General features: G+C 50.7%; 18 protein-coding genes and 1 other RNA gene. 17 read left to right on the plus strand and 2 right to left on the minus strand.

Going from position 1 to position 19,340, the window contains the following annotated elements:
• Positions 1 to 52 precede the first annotated feature (52 nt).
• The 9 genes from rpoE (at position 53) to FRY98_RS17960 (ending at position 9,969) form a co-directional block, all read left to right on the plus strand.
• The gene (rpoE, locus tag FRY98_RS17920; protein ID WP_148454409.1) at positions 53 to 625 is read left to right on the plus strand and encodes a DNA-directed RNA polymerase subunit delta; all 573 of its coding nucleotides are present in this window, start codon (positions 53 to 55) and stop codon (positions 623 to 625) included.
• Positions 626 to 901: 276 nt separating this feature from the next.
• Positions 902 to 2,503, plus strand: coding sequence for a CTP synthase (locus FRY98_RS17925; RefSeq protein WP_148454411.1), 1,602 nt, complete (start codon positions 902 to 904; stop codon positions 2,501 to 2,503).
• Between the two features lie 162 nt (positions 2,504 to 2,665).
• Entirely contained in the window at positions 2,666 to 3,043 is a 378-nt protein-coding gene (locus tag FRY98_RS17930) for a response regulator (protein ID WP_148454413.1), read from the plus strand.
• 181 nt (positions 3,044 to 3,224) lie between these two features.
• Positions 3,225 to 3,830: an SH3 domain-containing protein gene (locus FRY98_RS17935; RefSeq protein ID WP_420819707.1), complete on the plus strand. Its 606-nt coding sequence runs from the start codon at positions 3,225 to 3,227 to the stop codon at positions 3,828 to 3,830.
• Between the two features lie 11 nt (positions 3,831 to 3,841).
• Positions 3,842 to 4,555 carry a LolA-like protein gene (locus FRY98_RS17940; RefSeq protein WP_148454417.1) on the plus strand — a complete coding sequence of 238 codons (714 nt, stop codon included), beginning with the start codon at positions 3,842 to 3,844 and terminating at the stop codon, positions 4,553 to 4,555.
• A 336-nt stretch (positions 4,556 to 4,891) separates the two neighbouring features.
• A complete protein-coding gene (locus FRY98_RS17945; RefSeq protein ID WP_148454419.1) occupies positions 4,892 to 5,746 on the plus strand; it encodes a class II fructose-bisphosphate aldolase in 855 nt (284 codons plus the stop codon).
• Positions 5,747 to 5,920: 174 nt separating this feature from the next.
• Positions 5,921 to 7,174: a UDP-N-acetylglucosamine 1-carboxyvinyltransferase gene (locus tag FRY98_RS17950; RefSeq protein ID WP_148454422.1), complete on the plus strand. Its 1,254-nt coding sequence runs from the start codon at positions 5,921 to 5,923 to the stop codon at positions 7,172 to 7,174.
• A 144-nt stretch (positions 7,175 to 7,318) separates the two neighbouring features.
• Positions 7,319 to 8,674, plus strand: a complete 1,356-nt coding sequence (gene rho, locus FRY98_RS17955) for a transcription termination factor Rho (protein WP_148454424.1) — start codon at positions 7,319 to 7,321, stop codon at positions 8,672 to 8,674.
• A 26-nt stretch (positions 8,675 to 8,700) separates the two neighbouring features.
• The gene (locus tag FRY98_RS17960; protein ID WP_148454426.1) at positions 8,701 to 9,969 is read left to right on the plus strand and encodes a radical SAM family protein; all 1,269 of its coding nucleotides are present in this window, start codon (positions 8,701 to 8,703) and stop codon (positions 9,967 to 9,969) included.
• Between the two features lie 67 nt (positions 9,970 to 10,036).
• Here FRY98_RS17960 and FRY98_RS17965 read toward each other — a convergent pair whose 3' ends face one another.
• On the minus strand, positions 10,037 to 10,939 hold the full coding sequence (locus FRY98_RS17965; RefSeq protein WP_148454427.1) for an Rpn family recombination-promoting nuclease/putative transposase: 903 nt from the start codon (positions 10,937 to 10,939) through the stop codon (positions 10,037 to 10,039).
• A gap of 279 nt (positions 10,940 to 11,218) precedes the next feature.
• On the opposite strand from FRY98_RS17965, the gene rpmE reads away from it, so the two are divergent.
• Positions 11,219 to 11,416, plus strand: a complete 198-nt coding sequence (gene rpmE / locus FRY98_RS17970; RefSeq protein ID WP_148454429.1) for a 50S ribosomal protein L31 — start codon at positions 11,219 to 11,221, stop codon at positions 11,414 to 11,416.
• Positions 11,417 to 11,849: 433 nt separating this feature from the next.
• Positions 11,850 to 13,295, plus strand: coding sequence for an IS66 family transposase (tnpC, locus tag FRY98_RS17975; RefSeq protein WP_170287117.1), 1,446 nt, complete (start codon positions 11,850 to 11,852; stop codon positions 13,293 to 13,295).
• Positions 13,296 to 13,691: 396 nt separating this feature from the next.
• Here tnpC and FRY98_RS17980 read toward each other — a convergent pair whose 3' ends face one another.
• Positions 13,692 to 14,945, minus strand: a complete 1,254-nt coding sequence (locus tag FRY98_RS17980) for a stalk domain-containing protein (protein ID WP_148454433.1) — start codon at positions 14,943 to 14,945, stop codon at positions 13,692 to 13,694.
• A 154-nt stretch (positions 14,946 to 15,099) separates the two neighbouring features.
• On the opposite strand from FRY98_RS17980, the gene ffs reads away from it, so the two are divergent.
• From ffs to FRY98_RS18010, 6 genes are all read left to right on the plus strand, one after another.
• Positions 15,100 to 15,367: signal recognition particle sRNA large type (ffs, locus tag FRY98_RS17985), an RNA gene on the plus strand.
• Positions 15,368 to 15,512: 145 nt separating this feature from the next.
• Positions 15,513 to 17,267 (plus strand): DNA polymerase III subunit gamma/tau, encoded by a 1,755-nt coding sequence (gene dnaX, locus FRY98_RS17990; protein ID WP_148454435.1) that lies wholly within the window; start codon positions 15,513 to 15,515, stop codon positions 17,265 to 17,267.
• Positions 17,268 to 17,336: 69 nt separating this feature from the next.
• The gene (locus FRY98_RS17995; protein ID WP_148454437.1) at positions 17,337 to 17,648 is read left to right on the plus strand and encodes a YbaB/EbfC family nucleoid-associated protein; all 312 of its coding nucleotides are present in this window, start codon (positions 17,337 to 17,339) and stop codon (positions 17,646 to 17,648) included.
• A gap of 40 nt (positions 17,649 to 17,688) precedes the next feature.
• Entirely contained in the window at positions 17,689 to 18,288 is a 600-nt protein-coding gene (gene recR, locus FRY98_RS18000; RefSeq protein WP_148454439.1) for a recombination mediator RecR, read from the plus strand.
• Positions 18,289 to 18,488: 200 nt separating this feature from the next.
• A complete protein-coding gene (locus FRY98_RS18005; protein ID WP_148454597.1) occupies positions 18,489 to 18,704 on the plus strand; it encodes a DUF2508 domain-containing protein in 216 nt (71 codons plus the stop codon).
• Positions 18,705 to 18,716: 12 nt separating this feature from the next.
• Positions 18,717 to 18,980: a pro-sigmaK processing inhibitor BofA family protein gene (locus FRY98_RS18010; RefSeq protein WP_148454441.1), complete on the plus strand. Its 264-nt coding sequence runs from the start codon at positions 18,717 to 18,719 to the stop codon at positions 18,978 to 18,980.
• Positions 18,981 to 19,340 lie beyond the last annotated feature (360 nt).

Below are 19,340 nucleotides of genomic sequence, written 5' to 3' on the forward strand. Positions count from 1 at the left end.
AGTTAGGAAATCAACCTTTTTGTGAAATTGCGTGAGAGGAAGTGTCCGTTTCGTGAGTACCCCGCTCAATTTGAAAATCGACCCGGAGAAAGTGCACGAAATCCCGATGGTCGACTTGGCCTTTATGATCTTGAAGGCGGCGAATACGCCGTATTATTACCGCGACCTGATGAACGAGGTAGCCAAACTCCGCGGCATGTCGGAGGAAGAAATCAACGAAGCGATCGCTCAGCTATACACCGAGATTAACATCGACGGCCGTTTCGCCTGCGTCGGCACCAACCTGTGGGGCCTGAAGCGCTGGTATCCGATTGAACGTTCGGAGGATCCGGTAGGGAACTCCAAGCGTCCGCGCATCATTAACGATGACGACGATGATCTGGATGACGATGTATTTGCCGAAGAAGAAGAGGATACCTTCGCATCGGACGAAGAAGATGACGATTTCGACGCGGTCGATGAGGATTCGGACGACGATCTGTTCTCCGATGATGACGATGAGGATGTCGAGGAAGTCGAAGACGACGCTCTGCTGGACGACGAAGATCTGGATGAGGACGAAGATCTGGAGGAAGACGCCGACGAAGAGGACGACTTTGAGGACGAGGAAGACCCGGATCGATAACAAGCAGCAGGTCCAATAAGCTCGGTTTCTTCACTTTTTTGCCTTTTTACCTTCTCTTGACACAGGGGGTGGTAACGGGTAAACTATTGCATGGGCTTATGATTCAAACCTATAAATGTATGTAAATAAAAAGTGCCCCGACTTGTTCGGGTGTCACTTTTTTGTTTTTTTATGCCTATTTTTGCTATGTTTTGCAGCGGAATGGGTTACGCTACGCTATATTGATCTAAAGTCGCCTGAAAGCAACCCGTAACTAATTTAGGAGGTTTTTGAACTGTGGCAAAATATATTTTCGTGACAGGCGGGGTCGTATCCTCCCTGGGCAAAGGGATTACGGCCGCTTCGCTCGGCAGGCTGCTTAAGAACAGAGGTCTGAAAGTAACGATTCAAAAGTTCGACCCTTACATCAACGTCGATCCGGGAACGATGAGTCCTTATCAGCACGGGGAAGTCTTCGTGACGGACGATGGTGCGGAAACGGACCTGGACCTGGGCCATTACGAGCGGTTTATCGATATCAACCTGTCCAAGAACAGCAACGTAACGACGGGTAAAGTCTATTCCTCCGTCATCGGCAAGGAGCGCCGCGGGGAGTATTTGGGCGGAACGGTTCAAGTTATTCCGCATATCACCAACGAGATTAAAGAGCGTGTCTTCCGCGCCGGCCGCGAAGCGGGCTCCGATGTGGTCATTACGGAGATCGGCGGGACGGTCGGCGATATCGAGAGCCTGCCGTTTTTGGAGGCGATCCGCCAAATCAAGAGCGATATCGGACGAGAGAACGTGATGTACATTCACGTCACTTTGATTCCATATATTAAAGCTGCCGGCGAGGTCAAGACCAAACCAACGCAGCATAGCGTTAAAGAGCTCCGCAGCATCGGCATTCAACCGAACGTCATCGTATGCCGGACGGAGCACGAGCTTTCGGACGACATGAAGGCGAAAATCGCTCTGTTCTGCGACATCGATCCGAACGCTGTCGTGGAATGCCGCGATGCCGACACGCTTTATGAGGTGCCGTTGAATCTGCGCGACGAGGGGCTCGACGAGATCGTGGTGAACCATCTCAAGCTCACGACTCCTGCGCCGGACATGACCGAGTGGGAAGGGCTCGTAGAGCGGATCAGCAAGCTGGAGAAGTCCGTGGAGATCGCGATCGTCGGGAAGTACGTCGCTCTGCACGATGCTTACTTGAGCGTGGTAGAGTCGCTTTCCCATGCCGGATTCGATGCCAACGCCGATGTGAAAATTCGCTGGGTGAACGCGGAGGAAGTAACGGAAGAGAATGTACACGAGCAACTGAAGGGCATCGGCGGCATTCTGGTGCCGGGCGGCTTTGGAGACCGCGGTATCGAGGGGAAAATCACAACGATCCGCTATGCGCGTGAGAATAAAATTCCGTTCTTCGGCATTTGCTTGGGCATGCAGGTTGCCGTGATCGAATACGCTCGGTCCGTGGTCGGTCTCCAGGGCGCCAACAGCTCGGAGATCAACCCGTCTACCGAATATCCGGTCATCGACTTGCTTCCGGAGCAGAAGGATATCGAAGATCTGGGCGGCACCATGCGCCTTGGGCTCTATCCGTGCAAGCTGCAGCCGGATTCCCTGGCCATGCAGTGTTATGATGATGAGCTCGTATACGAAAGACACCGGCATCGCTATGAGTTCAACAACTCTTTCCGCGAAGCGATCGAATCGGCCGGGCTGCGCATTTCCGGGACTTCTCCGGACGGCCGCCTTGTGGAAATCGTCGAACTGCCGGGACATCCGTGGTTCCTGGCGGTACAATTCCATCCGGAATTCACCTCCCGGCCGACGCGTCCGCAACCGTTGTTCCGCGAATTCGTCAAGGCTTCCATCGCTCATCAGTCTTGATTCGTCGGAGGGTTTCCGACGGTAGCCGGTTCCACCTTTTGCTAACCCCTTAGTCTTTTTGTTTTTTAAGTCTCTTTTTTCCAGATTAGAAGGGAATTCCAAGACAAAGGCGAATAATTACATTACAAGATTATAAGGGTGGACTTGTAGGAGGGCTACGACGTGGAAGAGAAAAAGGTGTTGATTGTCGACGATCAGAACGGAATCCGCATTTTGCTTATGGAAGTGTTCAGCAGCGAAGGGTATAAGACTTATCAGGCTGCCAACGGCAAGCTGGCTCTGGAAATTGTGCGCAGCGATGCGCCCGACCTCGTGCTTCTCGACATGAAGATCCCGGGCATGGACGGGCTGGAAATCCTCAAACACATCAAAGAAGTCAATCCCGAAATCAAGGTCATTATGATGACGGCTTATGGAGAGCTGGACATGATTAAGGAAGCCACCGAGCTGGGCGCGTTGATGCATTTTACCAAGCCGTTTGATATCGATGAAATGCGTGCAGCGGTCAACATGCAGATTAAAGGCGGAGATGTCTTTTAAATTAAAGGTATTCTCCGCTATAAACCTCCTGGAGGATCACAGTGAACTTTCACCAAGATCCTTTAGGAGGTTCTTTCTTTTTTTTAGTTTAAAAATTCTTATTATTGTTCCCTTTTTTGGAATATAAAGGGAAACTTTTTTGTGTTTTATTTGTATATACATATGAATACAAATTTTGGAGGTGTTGAATTTGTTGAAAAGAATTGGCTTATTTGTTATTTTGCTGTCGTTTTTTTTAGTCATTTCACAAACAACAGCATCTGTATATGCTGAAGGGGGATGGTACGGAAAGCATACATCTGTCATGGACGTAAAGCTAGCGGGCTTAAATGTAAGGAGTGGGCCGGGTACATCTTATCCTATAATTGCACAAGTAAGTAAAGGTGAAGATTTAGTTCGGTATTGTCCAACTACACCTAATGGATGTTCTCCAGTAGGTGCTGACGGTCAAGAATGGTTGAGAAATTATTATCCTGATGGGAATATAGGCTATTATGCCAATGCAGCTTTGGGTTGGATAGCATGGTATAGTAGTGATGGCGGATTGTCCAATAAAAATTATAATTATACACAGACCGCAAAAGTAAATAGAACATCGTATCTTTATACTGGTGATTGTCCTAATCTCAATTCAAGGAAACAAACTTATGATTCTCCGGGAGAATATCAGCCTGCATATGATTCTGAGTTATCGGCGTCTGTCTGTAATCCGAATGCTTGGCGTGTTCGGAATTACGATATAACTGACTACGGCTTTGCTAACGGCTGGAATTTAAATGCAGAATAGGAGGGGCTAAAATGAACAAATATATTAAATTGGGATCAACTATTTTACTAGGGTTATCGATCTTGTTTGTAACAGCTTTATTCAGTAATAGAGATGGATCAGTGAGCGCCCAAGGCCAAGTAATTGAAGCGGCTGACAAATCAACTTCGGGAAAAGTCGAATATATTAAAGTCTCAACTTCAGCAGAAAATTACACTGTTCATGTTCGTGATAAAATCAAATTGATGGAAGTTAGTGAAACATATCTTAATGGGGAACTTCAAAATAAAATTATTGTTTCTGAAGGTGGGAAAAGAGTTACTTCTATTGGGAGAGATCATGAAACAGGTAAACTCGTGGGAACCACGTGGTTACTGCCTAAAAATATTGCTGCCGAAAATGAACGGATTCTGAAAATTTCCTTGCTTGAAAAACAAAAAGAAGAATTGAAGTCGAAAAGGTGGAATAAGACACAAACTTTGCAGAAAGACGGAAGATCTTTGCAACAGGTAACATCGGAACAGACCGATAAAAAAGAGATTGTTTATATCGATGAATCGACAGGCTTGCCTGTAAAAAGAGAAATTTATCTTACGGACGCACAGGGAGAATGGAAGAAAGATACCGAGAAGGTAGAGGAATATAAGTATCTCGATTCATTGCCGCTGGAGTTTCAAAGCTTAGAGAATGTTGAAGTAAAAGAACGCCCTGCCCCGATTAAAGAAGATAAAATATTTGCAGGGTAATTCTAAATAAGGGAGTAATGGGGGCCTTAATTCATAGTTCTTTGTGAATTAAGGTCTTTTTGTTGTATTTAGAATTGTATAAGTGTTCTTAAAACGACTCCGGAGGAATTTTCAATCTTGCTATAGCGATCATTTTTATCCAAATTATACCTTATTTTGTCTTGGACTAGTTGGCAGTAGGTTGGCCGCGATGGTTTATTCGTACGTATCCACACAAATCCGTTCACAACCCTCAGGAAACCTGAATAGTAATTTCCACAGGTTGTGGTATAATAAAACATGTGTGAATGTCGGCTAATAAAAGATAATCCAACATCCTTAGGAGGATTGAAACCCATGCCATTAGTATCTATGACAGACATGTTGAACAAAGCGCTTGAGGGGAAATACGCTGTAGGTCAATACAACATCAACAACCTTGAGTGGACGCAAGCGATTCTGGCTGCGGCGGAAGAGGAGAAATCTCCGGTCATTCTCGGGGTATCCGAAGGTGCTGCGCGCCATATGGGCGGTTTCTATACCGTAGTCAAAATGGTGGAAGGTCTTTTGCATGACATGAAGATTACCGTTCCTGTCGCAATTCACCTCGACCATGGTTCCAGCTTCGAGAAATGTAAGGAAGCGATCGACGCCGGCTTTACTTCCGTTATGATCGACGGTTCCCACCATCCGATCGACGAGAATATCGCCATGACGAAGAAAGTTGTAGAATACGCTCATGCCAAAGGCGTTTCCGTTGAAGCTGAAGTAGGTACCGTTGGCGGACAAGAAGACGACGTGATCGGCGGCATCCAATATGCCGACCTGCAAGAGTGCATCCGGATCGTCAACGAAACCGGAATCGACACGTTGGCTCCAGCTCTGGGTTCCGTTCATGGCCCTTACAAAGGCGAACCGAACCTCGGTTTCAAAGAGATGGAAGAAATTCGTGATGCCGTGAAAATTCCGCTCGTTCTTCATGGGGGGACAGGCATTCCTACGCACGACATCCAAAAATCGATCTCCCTCGGGACTTCGAAAATCAACGTAAATACCGAGAACCAAATGGCCTTCACCAAAGCGGTTCGCGAAGTGCTGGCTGCAAAACCGGATGCGTACGACCCTCGTAAATACATCGTGCCTGGCCGCGATGCGATCAAAGCGACAGTCGTCGGCAAAATCCGCGAATTCGGCTCCAACAACAAAGCCTAATTCTACTTGCTGGGTTTACCAGTTGAATAGACAGATCATGGAAAGCACACCGTCTAGACGGTGTCTTTCCCTTTTCATAGCAAAAAATTTGAATAAATGACCCGACTTGTGGATAATGGAAGAGTTAGAAGCCGGTCTTTCGGCTGCATTATACGTAGGGGGACCCTTGAGCTTATGGAGAAACTAATGATTAGCGGCGGACGTCCGCTGCGGGGTACCGTATCTATTAGCGGTGCCAAAAACAGTGCGATCGCACTTATACCTGCCGCAATACTGGCTGAATCCGAAGTCGTGCTGGATAATTTGCCGCATTTGAGCGACGTTGCTGTGTACTCGGAGATTTTGGAGGAGCTGGGTGCCCGCGTATTTTGGGAAGGCAGCCAGATGCGAATCGACCCTTCCGAAGTGAGATCGATACCTATGCCGAACGGGCCCGTGAAGAAGCTTCGGGCTTCCTATTATATGATGGGGGCGCTGTTGGGGCGTTTTAAAGAAGCGACAATCGGACTACCGGGCGGCTGCAATTTTGAACCCCGGCCGATTGATCAGCATATTAAAGGATTTGAAGCTTTGGGTGCGACGGTAACGAACGAGCACGGTTCAATCCACCTGCACGCCAAGGAACTGCGCGGCGCCAAGATCTATTTGGATGTCAGCAGCGTGGGAGCAACCATTAACATTATGCTGGCGGCCACCCGGGCCAAAGGCTCCACAATTATCGAAAATGCGGCCAAAGAGCCTGAGATTATAGATGTTGCAACACTTTTGAATGCCATGGGCGCCAGCATTAAGGGCGCCGGAACCGAGACGATTCGCATCGAAGGCGTATCCGAGCTGAAAGGCTGCCGCCACTCGATTATTCCCGACCGGATTCAGGCGGGGACCTATATGATCGCAGCAGCGGCTACCCGCGGCGATGTCGTGATCGATGGCGTGATCCCGAAACACCTGGAGGCCCTGACGGCGAAACTGCTGGAGATGGGCGTCGGCGTCGAGGAGCTGGATGAATCGATTCGGGTGATCGGGGCGGCGAAGTATAACCATGTCGATGTTAAAGCTTTGGTTTACCCCGGCTTTCCGACCGACATGCAATCCCCGATGACAAGCCTGCTCACACAGGCCGAAGGGGTCAGTGTGCTGAGCGATTTTGTCTACAGCAACCGGTTTAAGCATGTGCCCGAATTGGTTCGGATGGGCGCGAAAATTCGAGTCGAGGGACGTTCGGCCATTATCGAAGGGGCGCCTTTAAATGCGGCCAAGGTAAAAGCTGCCGATTTGCGCGCCGGAGCGGCGCTTGTCATCGCCGGTTTGACGGTGGATGGCGGGATTACCGAGGTGTCCGGCGTGGAATTGATCGATCGCGGGTACGACAACCTGGTTACCAATCTTCGAGATCTGGGGGCCGATGTATGGCGCCAGGTGGAATAACGGAAGCTTTCCCGGCATAAGTTGTCCGGGAACGGGTATACTAGTAAGTAAGTCTAGCAATCATCCGGGATTTCATAGATTCATTTCCCCGAGTGAAAGGTTATTGTATAATTTGAACGATAAAATTGAATAGGTGGTTTTTACATGGATCTGCAAATCGCCGATTTGGAAGGGATGAAGCTGACCGAGCTGTACAAGCTCGCGAAGCAGCATCAAATTCCTTATTACGGTCAGTTAAAAAAGAAAGAACTGATTTTCGCCATTCTGCGAGCTCAGGCCGAACAGAGCGGTCTGATGTTCATGGAAGGGGTTCTGGAAATCCTGCCGGAAGGTTACGGTTTCCTCCGACCGATCAACTACTTGCCGAGCACGGAGGATATTTATATCTCCGCTTCGCAAATTCGTAAATTCGATCTCCGCACCGGAGACCTGGTCTCCGGAAAATGCCGGACACCGAAGGAAAACGAACGGTATTTCGGGCTTCTGCAGGTCAACGCGGTCAATGGAGAGAACCCGGCCATCGCTGCCGAACGCCTCCATTTTCCGGCTTTGACTCCGCTCTACCCGCAGGAAAAACTAGTGCTTGAAACATCTCCAACCCACTTATCCACCCGCATTATGGATGTGCTTGCCCCCGTAGGCTTAGGACAGCGCGGTTTGATCGTGGCGCCTCCGAAAGCCGGGAAGACCCTGCTGCTTAAAGAAATCGCCCACAGTATTTCCACCAACCATCCCGACATCGAGCTGTTCGTGCTGTTGATCGATGAACGCCCTGAAGAAGTGACCGATATGCAGCGCTCCGTCAAAGGCGAAGTCATCGCATCGACGTTCGACGAGCTGCCGGAAAACCACATCAAAGTGGCGGAGCTTGTACTGCAGCGTGCGCTGCGGCTGGTCGAGCACAAGAAAGATGTCGTTATTTTGCTGGACAGTATCACGCGGCTTGCCCGGGCTTACAACCTGGTGGTGCCTCCGTCCGGGCGTACGCTTAGCGGGGGGATTGATCCGGCGGCCTTTCACCGTCCGAAACGCTTTTTCGGCTCGGCTCGAAATGTGGAAGAGGGAGGCAGCTTGACGATTCTGGCCACGGCGCTGGTGGATACGGGCTCCCGGATGGACGATATTATTTACGAGGAGTTCAAAGGAACGGGGAACATGGAGCTTCATTTGGATCGGAAGCTGGCGGAGCGCCGTATTTTCCCGGCGATCGATATCCGCCGTTCCGGCACGCGCCGGGAAGAGGTGCTTCTGAAGAAGGAAGAGCTCGATACGATTTGGGCGATCCGCAAAAATATGAACGATTCCTACGACTTCGTGGAAGGCTTCTTGAAGAAGCTGCGCGACAGCAAGACGAACGCCGAGTTTCTGGCTTCGTTCGACGCGGCCGGCAATTCCCCGTCGGGCGGCGGATCGGGAGCGCGGAGAACGACGCGGACCGCCTCGTCCGGATCCGGTCATAGCTCCGGGAGCGGCGCAAGTAACGGCTCGAGTTCATCCTAAGGCCAACAACAGAAGAGGGGAACAAGATGTACTTAGTATATGCTGACCAGCAAGGACAAGTGTACGATCATCCGGAACTGTACGGGCTGGCCCGCAGCGCCGATATGATTGTCGAAATACTGGAAGACGAATTGATCCCCCTGCCGGCGGGAGCGACGCTCGTGGGTCTGCCCTCGACGCGTCCGATCGGGTTGGACCCGGATACGGGCGAGATGAAGCCGCTGCCCGGGGATGTCCAGGCGGTTGGCGCTTTGCTGCCGCAGGGGTACACCAGGCTCTGCCTGCCGGGTTATATCAAGACCGATAAGGACTATAAGCTGCCGCTGTTCGGGTATTCCGCGGTGGTCTGGAAGGAAGGTCAGTTTTATGTGACCGCCCGGATGTCCGACGACCCGGAGAAATGGAATCCGCTGAACTGCGATCCGCTGGAGCTCAAGAGCCAGGTCAAGGCGTTGAAGTCGCGGTACCCGGACAACCGGCTCTACGAGCACTTGTCCAATTGTGCGCTCGGCTACGAATGCCTGACCGCTTCGAATACCTTCCTGAACCGCTGGGAAGGGGCTGTTCCGGTGTCGTACTCCTGTAACGCCGGCTGCTTCGGCTGCATTTCGGAACAGCCGGACGATAGCGGCTTTGTCTCGCCGCAGACGCGGATGAATTTCCGACCGCGGGTCGAGGAGCTCGTTGAGGTGATGCTGGAGCATCTCAAGACACCGGATTCGATCATTAGCTTTGGGCAGGGCTGCGAGGGTGAGCCTTCGACCCAGGCCAAGCTGATCATTGAGGCGATTCGGGAGGTCCGTCGGCAGACGGATATGGGATATATCAATATCAATACCAACGCCGGTCTGAGCGATCATATCCGCGGCATTGTCGATGCCGGGCTTGATCTGATGCGGGTCAGCACCATCAGCGCATTGGACGACCATTACAGCGCCTACTACAAGCCGCGGGGATATACGCTGGCCAATGTGGAGAAATCACTGAAGTATGCCGCCGATCAAGGCGTCTATACATCCATTAACTATCTAATCTTTCCGGGTGTGACGGACCGGGAGGAGGAGATTGAGGCGATGATCGAGTTCGCCCGTCGTACGAACTTGCGGTTGATTCAGCTGCGCAATCTGAATATCGACCCCGAAAGCTATCTGGAACTCATTCCGAAAGCGCAAGGGGAGGTTCTCGGTATGAAGCAAGCGATCGAAATCTTCCAGGAGGAGCTGCCTGACGTCGTGATCGGATCGTATACGCATGTGCCTCCGGCCGAACTCGCAAGAGTGAAGGCGCGAAGATAGATTGTAAACTAAAGAACAGCCCTCTACTCATGGCTGCGGCCGTGAATAGGGGGCTGTTTATAATGGTTTACTTCACTAACTTTTGGACTTCTTCAACGGGCAGTTCAATGGTTTCACCAATTTCTTCGAGAGAGAATCCTTTTTCCAACAGCTTTTGGGCAACTTTGAGCCGGGCGGTTTCCATCCCCTTCTCTATTCCCTTCTCTATCCCCTCTTCTAAACCTTCTTCATAGCCCCAGCGCTTCCAAGCCGGCATCAGTTCCATAATGTGTTCACCTTCTTCCGGAAATTGTTGAGCGATTTCCAGTAATATGGATTCATCCTGTTGTCGATCAGGTTGGAAATACAGGTCTGCGATAGACATAATTAGCGCAATTCTCGCATCATCCAGTCTTTTTCGAAGGCCGAGCATCATACGTAAAAAAGAAAAACGAACTTCGCGTTCCTCCCCCTTATTATATCCCATTTTCGCCAAAAGAGCAGCCGCCACGGGGTTATCCGAGTCGATAAAGTCTCTCCAATTATGGTTGCAAATCTCCACCTTCAAAAATTGAAAGTTCAAAATCGAATGGCCGGGAATGGACATAGTCAACGTGTTTGTTTCATGGATAAGAAAAGGCTCGGTAAAAACGGCGATCGGTATGATTAACTGATGTTCTTTCCGGTGTCGTTCAAAAAGACGGCTAAAATAAATAAACATCCGCTCATGGAAGTCATCTTGGCGGTAAGATTGAGGCTCAAGGTGAATAAGGATATAGGTGTCAGTTGCTTTATATCGGGTTTCCAGCAGCAAGTCCAGCGTACGCCTCTCCTCTCCGATAATATCGACCAACTGCTCCTGCATAAGGAAACGGGTATGCCGATGATCGAGTTGTTTATCCAGCTCGGGAAAGAACAAGGCGATAAATTCCGCAAAAAAGGTGTACAGCAGCTTCTTGAAAGCTTCGTCATGCGGGATGGAAGTTTTCATCTCCTAAGCTCCTCTCCTTGTTTTAATCCACGCAAAAAAAGCACACGGCGGGCAAGATGGCCTCGCGAGTGTGCTTCACTACCGATTATTATGGGTTTGTGCTTTCGATTATACGCTTATGTTCCATCCATCGCAAACTCATCTAGAAAGGTGCGTGTGAGGAGAAATGTTTCCTTCAGCTTTGCAATTGCGCAGTGGAAGCTCCCGTGCTATAATGTTTTTATGTGTCATTATAACTCTGTGCACGCATGAGGCTCAGGGCGGAAAGAGGTGAAAGTCATGAAAGAAGCCATTCAACCCAAATATCACGTGACTACAGTAACTTGCGCTTGCGGAAATACGTTTGAAACGGGTTCCGTGAAACAAGAGCTGCGCGTTGAAATTTGTTCCAACTGCCATCCTTTCTTCACTGGGAAACAGAAGTTCCTGGATGCTGGTGGTCGTGTGGATCGATTCAAAAAGAAATACGGCATCTAATGAGACGAGCTGCTTGACAGCCACTCTGATAAATGCGAAATTTAAATCCCCCGCGGGTCGCGGGGGATTTTTTTTGAGGCTTTAGCCAGTTGAGCTCAAGAAGCGCGCGAAACAACAAACTACCTGCTATGCGGGTGGTGTAGTGATGCTGATAGCAAAGAACCAGCTGATGGGGTCGTTATCATAGGAGTGTTCAAGCTACTATGTATAACGAAAGGAAAATGTGGATTAATGGCTAATCGAAGTGAGTTGTCACAATACAAAGAGGCGCCTAGCGTGCTTGCTTCAAGCTTCCAACTCCAAAAAGATGCAAATCTGGTTACTACTTAGGACTTCCTGCTTAAGTGCGGGAAGTTTTTTTTCTATAAAAAAGGGTTTATAACTCTTTTGTCAAAAAGGTAAGTTGATCCAATTCATGAGAGGAGCGTCACCCATGCATCTATCCCCTGAACAAGTCCATGCCATATGCAAGGGCGACCCCGAAATTATCACTGCCTTTAACGCCTTGCTGCAGGTGATCGATCAGCAGGCCAAACGTATTGTAGAGTTGGAGCAACGCGTTCAGGAACTTGAACGTCAACTCGGTCAAAATAGCAACAACAGCAGCAAGCCGCCTTCTAGCGATGGGTTCCGTAAAACCAACAATCTCCGGCAATCCGGTGGAAAAAAAGGGGCACTCAAAGGTCATCCCGGGCAGACGCTGCGTATGGTGGCACAACCGGATGAAATCCAGATTCATCCGCATGCGATCTGCACTTTCTGCCATACGTCTCTGGCAGACATCCCTGCTCAAAGGTATGAAGCCCGGCAAGTCTTCGATCTACCTCCTGTCAAATGGAGCGTCACCGAACATCGGGCCGAAACGAAGTGCTGTCCGTCCTGCAGGGCCACAAGTACAGCTGCTTTTCCTGAGCGAGTAAAGGCCCCTGTGCAGTACGGTGATACGCTACGGGCTTGGACCAGCTATTTGAGTGTCTACCAATTGCTGCCTTTGGAACGCATTGCTCAGCTTTTCGAAGATTTGACAGATCACGGTCCGAGTGAGGCTACGCTGCTCTCGCACCTCCAGCAGATGTATACCTCCTTAACTACGCCTGAGCAACAAATCCAACAGCACCTGCTCCGGAGCCCGCTCATCCATGCGGATGAGACCGGGTTTCGCGTTAACGGAAGCGGGGTCTGGATGCATACGGCGAGCAATGGCAGCTTCACACACCTCACCGTTCACAGTAGCCGCGGTACCCAAGGAATGGCGGCCGGAGGGATCCTGCCCGCCTATAAAGGTACGGTTGTCCATGATTGCTATGGTCCGTACTTCAACCCAAAGTCGTTTTCGTTCCGCCACGTTCTGTGCAATGCGCATCTCCTTCGGGAATGTCAGGGCATTACCGAGAACGATAAGCACCAATGGTCGGGGGAAATGAAAACATTGCTGCAAGAAAGTTGGAGCCTGGTGTGCGCCTCCCGCGAATCCGGCAAGCCTCTCCCGGAACTGGTGGTCCAGGAAATCGAGCAGCACTATGACGATATTCTTTTTCGTGGCAGAGAAGAATGGAGTAAGAACGTCGTTGCCAGGAAAAAGGGCGTACGCGGCAGACAAGCCAAAGGTAAGGCCGGGAATTTAGCAGAGCGGTTTGAGAAATGGAAATCTGCTATCCTCGCCTTTCTTCGAGATGCCCACGTACCGTTTGACAATAACCAAGCCGAGCGAGATATTCGTATGGTCAAGGTGAAGACTAAAATTTCTGGAGCATTCCGCACCGAAGCCGGCGCAGAACATTTCGCCCGTATTCGCGGAGTCATCTCTACCCTCCTCAAACAAAAACGCCCTATCCTGGAATCGCTCTCTTCCGCTCTTCAGGGCCGTCTCCAATTCTAAACTGCTACCTAAGTAGTAACCAAATCTGCAGGTATTTAGGCCGATCCCCGAGGGGAAAACGAAAAAAATGCAAATCTGCAGGAATTTCCAGTGATTTTAGAGAGATGAGCCGGTTTCGTCGAAAATTCCTGCAGATTTGCAGGTATTTAGAAATTTCAAGTCCAAACAGGAAAAAAGCCTGCAGATATGCAGGAATTTATGTTATCAAGGTTGTCTGAAGGGGTACTAGTTATATTCGCACCTCTTCAGAGGTAGGCAAAAGCGGCGACGTCATAGTAGCTTGAACGAAGTGAAAGCTAGCGCCTTTAGGCGCGAGCCGATAATAAAGGCTTATAGCCCAAGAGCAAACCACCCGTTCACCCGGGTGGTTTGCTCTTGGGGAGTTTACGCGCTGCATCAGGACTTGAGCTCGATGGTTTGGCCCAAGCTGCTCCACTCTGCCGAGCTGAGGATTCCGAGGCGCCAGAGGGCAATCCCTTTCAGGTCATAGCGCTTTGCCAGACCGATGAGCGTAGTCATCGAATTTTCGTTTTCGTTATCCAGATTAAGCCCCAAAATCAGTTTGCTCTTGTCGGTTTCCTGCAAAGCCAACCGAATCGCCTCATCGACTTTGGCGGCGGGGTCCGGTTGTTTCTTGGTTCCGTAATTGTAAGCCATAATGACGATTTCGTCGGATAGCTCGCCAAGGGCTTTATAGTCGTAACCTTGGTAAGAAGAGTTCAACGGGTGCAGGGCCAGTCCGAGCTTCAAGCCCGCCGCTTTCGTTTGCGTCCTCACTTCTTTCACGAAAGCCGTGAAGGCATCCCGGGTCGATTGTTTCTCGGTGGTGAGGCCGAGTCCTTCGAAATCAAGCATAATGCCTTCAAAGGGATGTTCTGCGGCTGCGGCCAGCATGTCGGAGATCGCCTGCTTGCGGAATTCCGCATTTTCGATCACCTTGGTCAACTCTCCTTTGGCATCGCTGGAGTAGACCATCAAGTACGGTATTGTCCCCGCGGCGGAAGCATCCGTCACCAGTCTCTCGGGAGTTACATCGCCGGCCGCTTGCGGCCAGTTGAAGTCTCTCCCCGTGCGTGTGAATTTCCCGTTCTCATCGATCCGGCTCCAGCCGAAAGATACGGCGTCCAGGCTCGCGATTTTGGGGGCATCGGAAAAAGCGCGGATGGCGTAAAAGCCCAAAGTATACATTTTCTCTTTAGGCGACGAGATCGACACCGTCCGGGAGGCTTGATTCCATTGAACCTTAGCGCCAAACTGCTGGCTGAAGAAGCTCAGGGGGATCAGCGTGTTTCCGCCCGCCGACCGTGGAGCCTCGGCAAGTTGAACCGCGGCGCCGTTAACGGTGGCCTGCTTTTGGTTCAGGGTGAGCACGACGCGTACTTCCCCGTTTGCGTCTTGCTTTACGGCGGTGATGGTCTTGGCTTGGGCATTCCAGGTCACAGGGATCCCCAAAGCCTCGGAAATGGATCGGAAAGGAACCAGTGTGGTTCCTTTGATCACGGTCGGTTCCGCGGAGGCGTTTAACGGGTACCCGTCCAAAAGAATTTGGACCGCCGGGGCGGCTTCGATTCGGGCGGACTGCAATCCCCAAAACCCGCTTGCCGCGATCGCAGCGGACAGCAGAATTTTGGCGAGGCGCTTTCGATTCATAACTCTATTTCTCCTCTCAGGGTTCTACTATTTTCCAATATTCCTATCAATATAGCAGAAAAAAATAGATTTTGCATGTCGGTTGAGAGAGGGAGAGGAGCCAAGTTTTGCCGCGGGTTGCATTTTGGACGGGCATAGGCTATACTTAATTTCACCGTGCTAGATGGGGAGGTAGCGGTGCCCTGTAACTCGCAATCCGCTGTAGCGAGGTTGAAGTCCTGTTAGCGGTCTTGCCGATGTGAGGTCCGGTCTTTACGGCAGACGTTGACGGACGGGTCCTCCGCAATGAGTAATTGTGAACCTGGTCAGGTCCGGAAGGAAGCAGCCATAAGCAGTCCCACTCTTGTGCCGGAGGGGAGCCTGTCCCGAGTTGCGCCGTAGAGGTGCCGCTTGGATCGCAATGATCAATAACAGGTGCACGGTATTCTAACGTATAAGAACGCATCTTTGTCATTTGGCAAAGATGCTTTTTTATTTCCCGAGATATGAGTTTTTCTGGCCTGTCGAGTATAGTATAATAAGAAAGCGGCGAATGGCCGCGGATGGATAGAAAGAAGGTGCCGCAAAATGGAGCATATCGCACTGTACCGTGCTTGGCGGCCGCAGTCGTTTCAGGACATGGTGGGGCAGCAGCATATCATTCGTACGCTGCAGAATGCGATTCGCGAACAGCGGCTGTCGCATGCGTATCTTTTTAGCGGTCCTCGGGGAACGGGGAAGACCTCCACGGCCAAGGTTTTGGCCAAGGCGGTGAACTGCGAGAAGGGGCCCGCACCGGAACCGTGCAATGAATGCGATGCCTGCCGGCGGATTACCGCGGGCGCTGTCATGGACGTGCTTGAAATTGACGCCGCTTCCAACCGGGGGGTCGAGGAAATTCGCGATCTCCGCGAGAAAGTGAAGTATGCCCCTACGGAAGTGCGGCAGAAAGTGTATATTATCGACGAAGTTCATATGCTGACCACCGAGGCGTTTAACGCCCTGCTGAAAACACTCGAGGAACCGCCGCCGCATGTGATGTTCATCCTGGCGACGACGGAACCGCACCGCCTCCCGGCGACGGTAATATCCCGATGCCAGCGTTTTGACTTTCGGCGAGTTTCCTTAGAGGAGCAAAGCCAACGCTTGCGGACGATCTGCGAACAGGAAGGGATATCGGCGGAGGACGAAGCGATTGAGTATATCGCAAGGCTGTCGGATGGCGGGATGCGCGACGCGCTTAGCATTTTGGACCAGATCTCTTCTTTTTCGGACGGCCGGGTTTCTTACCAGCAGGTTTTGGACATGACGGGAGGGATTCCTTCCCGGCAGTTTGCGGAACTCGCCAGAACCATCCTGGAGGATGATGTCGGCGGGATGCTGCAATTGATCGAAGGCTTCATGCAAGAGGGCAAGAGCGCCGATAAATGCATGGAGAACCTGCTGTATTATTTCCGCGATCTGCTGATGATCAAAATGATTCCGGAAGCGGACAAGCTGACGGAGCGCGTGTTGGATGCCCGGGACTTCCGGGAGATGGCCTCCGCTTTTTCACGTGCGCATTTATTCCGAATTATCGACACGCTGAATCACTATCAGTCGGAAATGAAGTATGCCGCGCAGCCTCAGACGCTGTTTGAAGTGGCGCTTTTGAAGCTGTGCAGCCTGCCCAAAGGAGATGGCTCGGTGCGTGAAGAAGCCGCCCAGCAAGCGGCTGTCCCCGGCGCCGCAGCATCGGAGGTGCAGCAGCTGAAGAGGCAGCTCGCGGAACTGGAGCGCAAGCTGGAGCAAGCGCTGCAGGGCGGATTGGCCGGCGGCGCAGGCGGCGGAAGCGAACGTTCGGCTGCGCGGCCACCGGCCAGAAGCAGTGCGCCGCGTTTGTCTTCCCCGGCGAAGCTGCCTTCCGGTCTCGACAAGTATGTCGCTCAGCGGAACAGCCCCGAGTTTATGGCTGTCCAAGGCAAATGGAACCAGATTCTCCAGGCCGTAAAAGACGAGAAGGTCACCATCCACGCCTGGTTTGTTAATGGCGAGCCCGTCTCCATGGTGGATGACGCCGTGCTGGTTGCTTTTAAAAACGATATTCACCGCGAAACCACGGAGAAACCCGCTAACAAGCAGCTTATCGAACAGGTCATGGAACGCCAGCTCGGACATCCTTGCCGTTTGGTGACTATGATGCTTAAGGATTGGAATGAAGCGATTCAGGGGGCGAATGCCGCGCCGAGCGAACCTTTTGAATTGGAGCCGCCTCCCGAAGATGCTGGAGGAAGCGGTAAGGAGCCTTGGGTGGATGAAGCGCTGCAGCTGTTTGGCGAGGAACTTGTCGTTATTAAGGAATAGCCCGGTTTTTGATTTTAGGAGCTACCCCTTATAATAAATGCTGATACTTATGAAGGAGATGTGAGCCCAATGAATAATATGAACCAAATGATGAAGCAAGTGAAGAAGATGCAGGAACAAATGCTGAAAGCTCAAGAAGAGCTTGCCAGCAAAACGGTTGAAGGCAGTGCGGGGGGCGGAGTCGTAACTGTTCAGGTTAACGGTCACAAGAAAGTGTTGTCTTTGAACATCAAACCGGAAGCGGTGGACCCGGATGATGTTGAAATGCTGCAGGACCTTGTGCTGACGGCGGTCAACGATGCATTAAACAAGGCGGAAGAACTTGCTAACCAAGACATGGGCAAATTTACGGGCGGAATGAAAATTCCAGGCTTGTTCTAATTTTTGATTACCGAATTTAGACTGAAGGAGATTGCTCCCATTGTATTATCCCGAACCGATCGCGAAGCTGATTGATGCGTTTACCCGCTTGCCCGGTATCGGTCCGAAGACAGCCGCAAGGCTGGCGTTTCATGTGCTGCGCATGAAAGAGGATGATGTCATCGATTTTGCCAAGGCTTTGGTCAGCGTGAAGCGGAATCTTCACTACTGTTCCATTTGCTGCAACATTACGGATAGCGACCCCTGCCGGATCTGTCAGGATAAAACGCGCGATCCTTCCGTAATTTGCGTGGTCCAGGAGTCCAAAGACCTGGTCGCCATGGAGCGTACCAAGGAGTTCGATGGTTATTATCATGTGCTGCAGGGAGCGATTTCTCCCATGGAAGGTCTTGGTCCGGACGATATCCGGCTGAAGGAACTACTGAACCGTTTGAGTGACGAACGGGTAAAAGAACTCATTTTGGCCACGAACCCCAACATCGAGGGGGAGGCGACGGCCATGTATATCTCGCGGCTGGTCAAGCCGTTTGATCTGCGCGTCACCCGTATCGCCCATGGGCTTCCGGTTGGCGGAGATCTGGAATATGCGGACGAAGTCACGCTCTCCAAAGCGTTGGAGGGACGGCGCGAACTGCATTAATCCACTTACTGGACAAGGACCCTGATTGGCTTCGGCCAAGTCGGGGTTCTTTTTTTGCGGCCAATTTAGGTTCTAAGTTTGTCCTTCTTTCGATACATATGGAATAGAGCGTATGGGATGGAAAGGAGTGAACTGGTTTGAGGTTATGGAGATCCGGACTGCGTCGCTTGGATAGGATCGCGCCTGATTTGAATCAAGAGATGGATTATAAAGAAGAGCTTTACCGGGAGGTTTGTAAGGCGAGGGATGAATGGCGCAGAGCGTGCTGGGCTTTTGAAGAGGCGCAAGGGGAAGAGGAAGTGGATGTAGCGATTTATTTGCTGGAGGCCGCGGAGCGGAGGTATCAAATCCAGTTGAAGCTGGCCAAACAAGCGAAAGTGGATTGGGATGCGTTTAGAAAAGGGGCATATTTTTGAGGAGGGGCTTGGATGAAAATTGCGCTGACCGGAATTTTGATCGTTTCTCTAATTTCGCTGTTATATATTACGATATCAAGGCGGTTGGGATTTGCTTGGCTGACTAGATTAGGTCTGCATGTTGTTCTTGCGGCTTTGGGTCTTTATTTGGTTAACTTCTCGGGAATCGCAACGGAAGCCTATATTCCCTTAAATCCGGTAACCGTGACTACAGTGCTGGTGCTTGGACTCCCCGGGGTAGGTCTGCTGCTTGGCTTAAAACTAACCATGATATGACAGTTGACGGGGCTTCATGATCTATGGTACATTATAAATCGCTTCTGAAATGGACAAGCGCTTACAGATTTAGAGAAACAACTTAACAATCAAAAAAGTTCTTGACTTGAGAGAAGCAAACATGATATATTATAAAAGTCGCCGCTGAAACACAGCGATGACGAAATGAACGAAGTTGATCTTTGAAAACTGAACAACGAGTGAGTATTAAAATGATGGAATTTAAATCGACCTTGTGTCGTTTGAAAATCCATCCTATGAGAATTGATTTTCTCGTCAGTAACTGATTGAGCTAAGGCTCTTTCGAATAAAGCATCACTCGGATGGAACACCTCATTACCTTCGGGTATGAGCCTCCTT

This window comes from Paenibacillus faecis (genome assembly GCF_008084145.1).
In the GTDB taxonomy this organism is placed as follows: domain Bacteria; phylum Bacillota; class Bacilli; order Paenibacillales; family Paenibacillaceae; genus Fontibacillus; species Fontibacillus faecis.

Coding starts and splice junctions, on each gene's coding strand:
- FRY98_RS17940 (WP_148454417.1), top strand. CDS start 3,842: ATGAACAAATATATTAAATTGGGATCAACTATTTTACTAGGGTTATCG.
- FRY98_RS17945 (WP_148454419.1), top strand. CDS start 4,892: ATGCCATTAGTATCTATGACAGACATGTTGAACAAAGCGCTTGAGGGG.
- FRY98_RS17950 (WP_148454422.1), top strand. CDS start 5,921: ATGGAGAAACTAATGATTAGCGGCGGACGTCCGCTGCGGGGTACCGTA.
- rho (WP_148454424.1), top strand. CDS start 7,319: ATGGATCTGCAAATCGCCGATTTGGAAGGGATGAAGCTGACCGAGCTG.
- FRY98_RS17960 (WP_148454426.1), top strand. CDS start 8,701: ATGTACTTAGTATATGCTGACCAGCAAGGACAAGTGTACGATCATCCG.
- FRY98_RS17965 (WP_148454427.1), bottom strand. CDS start 10,939: ATGAAAACTTCCATCCCGCATGACGAAGCTTTCAAGAAGCTGCTGTAC.
- rpmE (WP_148454429.1), top strand. CDS start 11,219: ATGAAAGAAGCCATTCAACCCAAATATCACGTGACTACAGTAACTTGC.
- tnpC (WP_170287117.1), top strand. CDS start 11,850: ATGCATCTATCCCCTGAACAAGTCCATGCCATATGCAAGGGCGACCCC.
- FRY98_RS17980 (WP_148454433.1), bottom strand. CDS start 14,945: ATGAATCGAAAGCGCCTCGCCAAAATTCTGCTGTCCGCTGCGATCGCG.
- dnaX (WP_148454435.1), top strand. CDS start 15,513: ATGGAGCATATCGCACTGTACCGTGCTTGGCGGCCGCAGTCGTTTCAG.
- FRY98_RS17995 (WP_148454437.1), top strand. CDS start 17,337: ATGAATAATATGAACCAAATGATGAAGCAAGTGAAGAAGATGCAGGAA.
- FRY98_RS18005 (WP_148454597.1), top strand. CDS start 18,489: ATGGATTATAAAGAAGAGCTTTACCGGGAGGTTTGTAAGGCGAGGGAT.
- FRY98_RS18010 (WP_148454441.1), top strand. CDS start 18,717: ATGAAAATTGCGCTGACCGGAATTTTGATCGTTTCTCTAATTTCGCTG.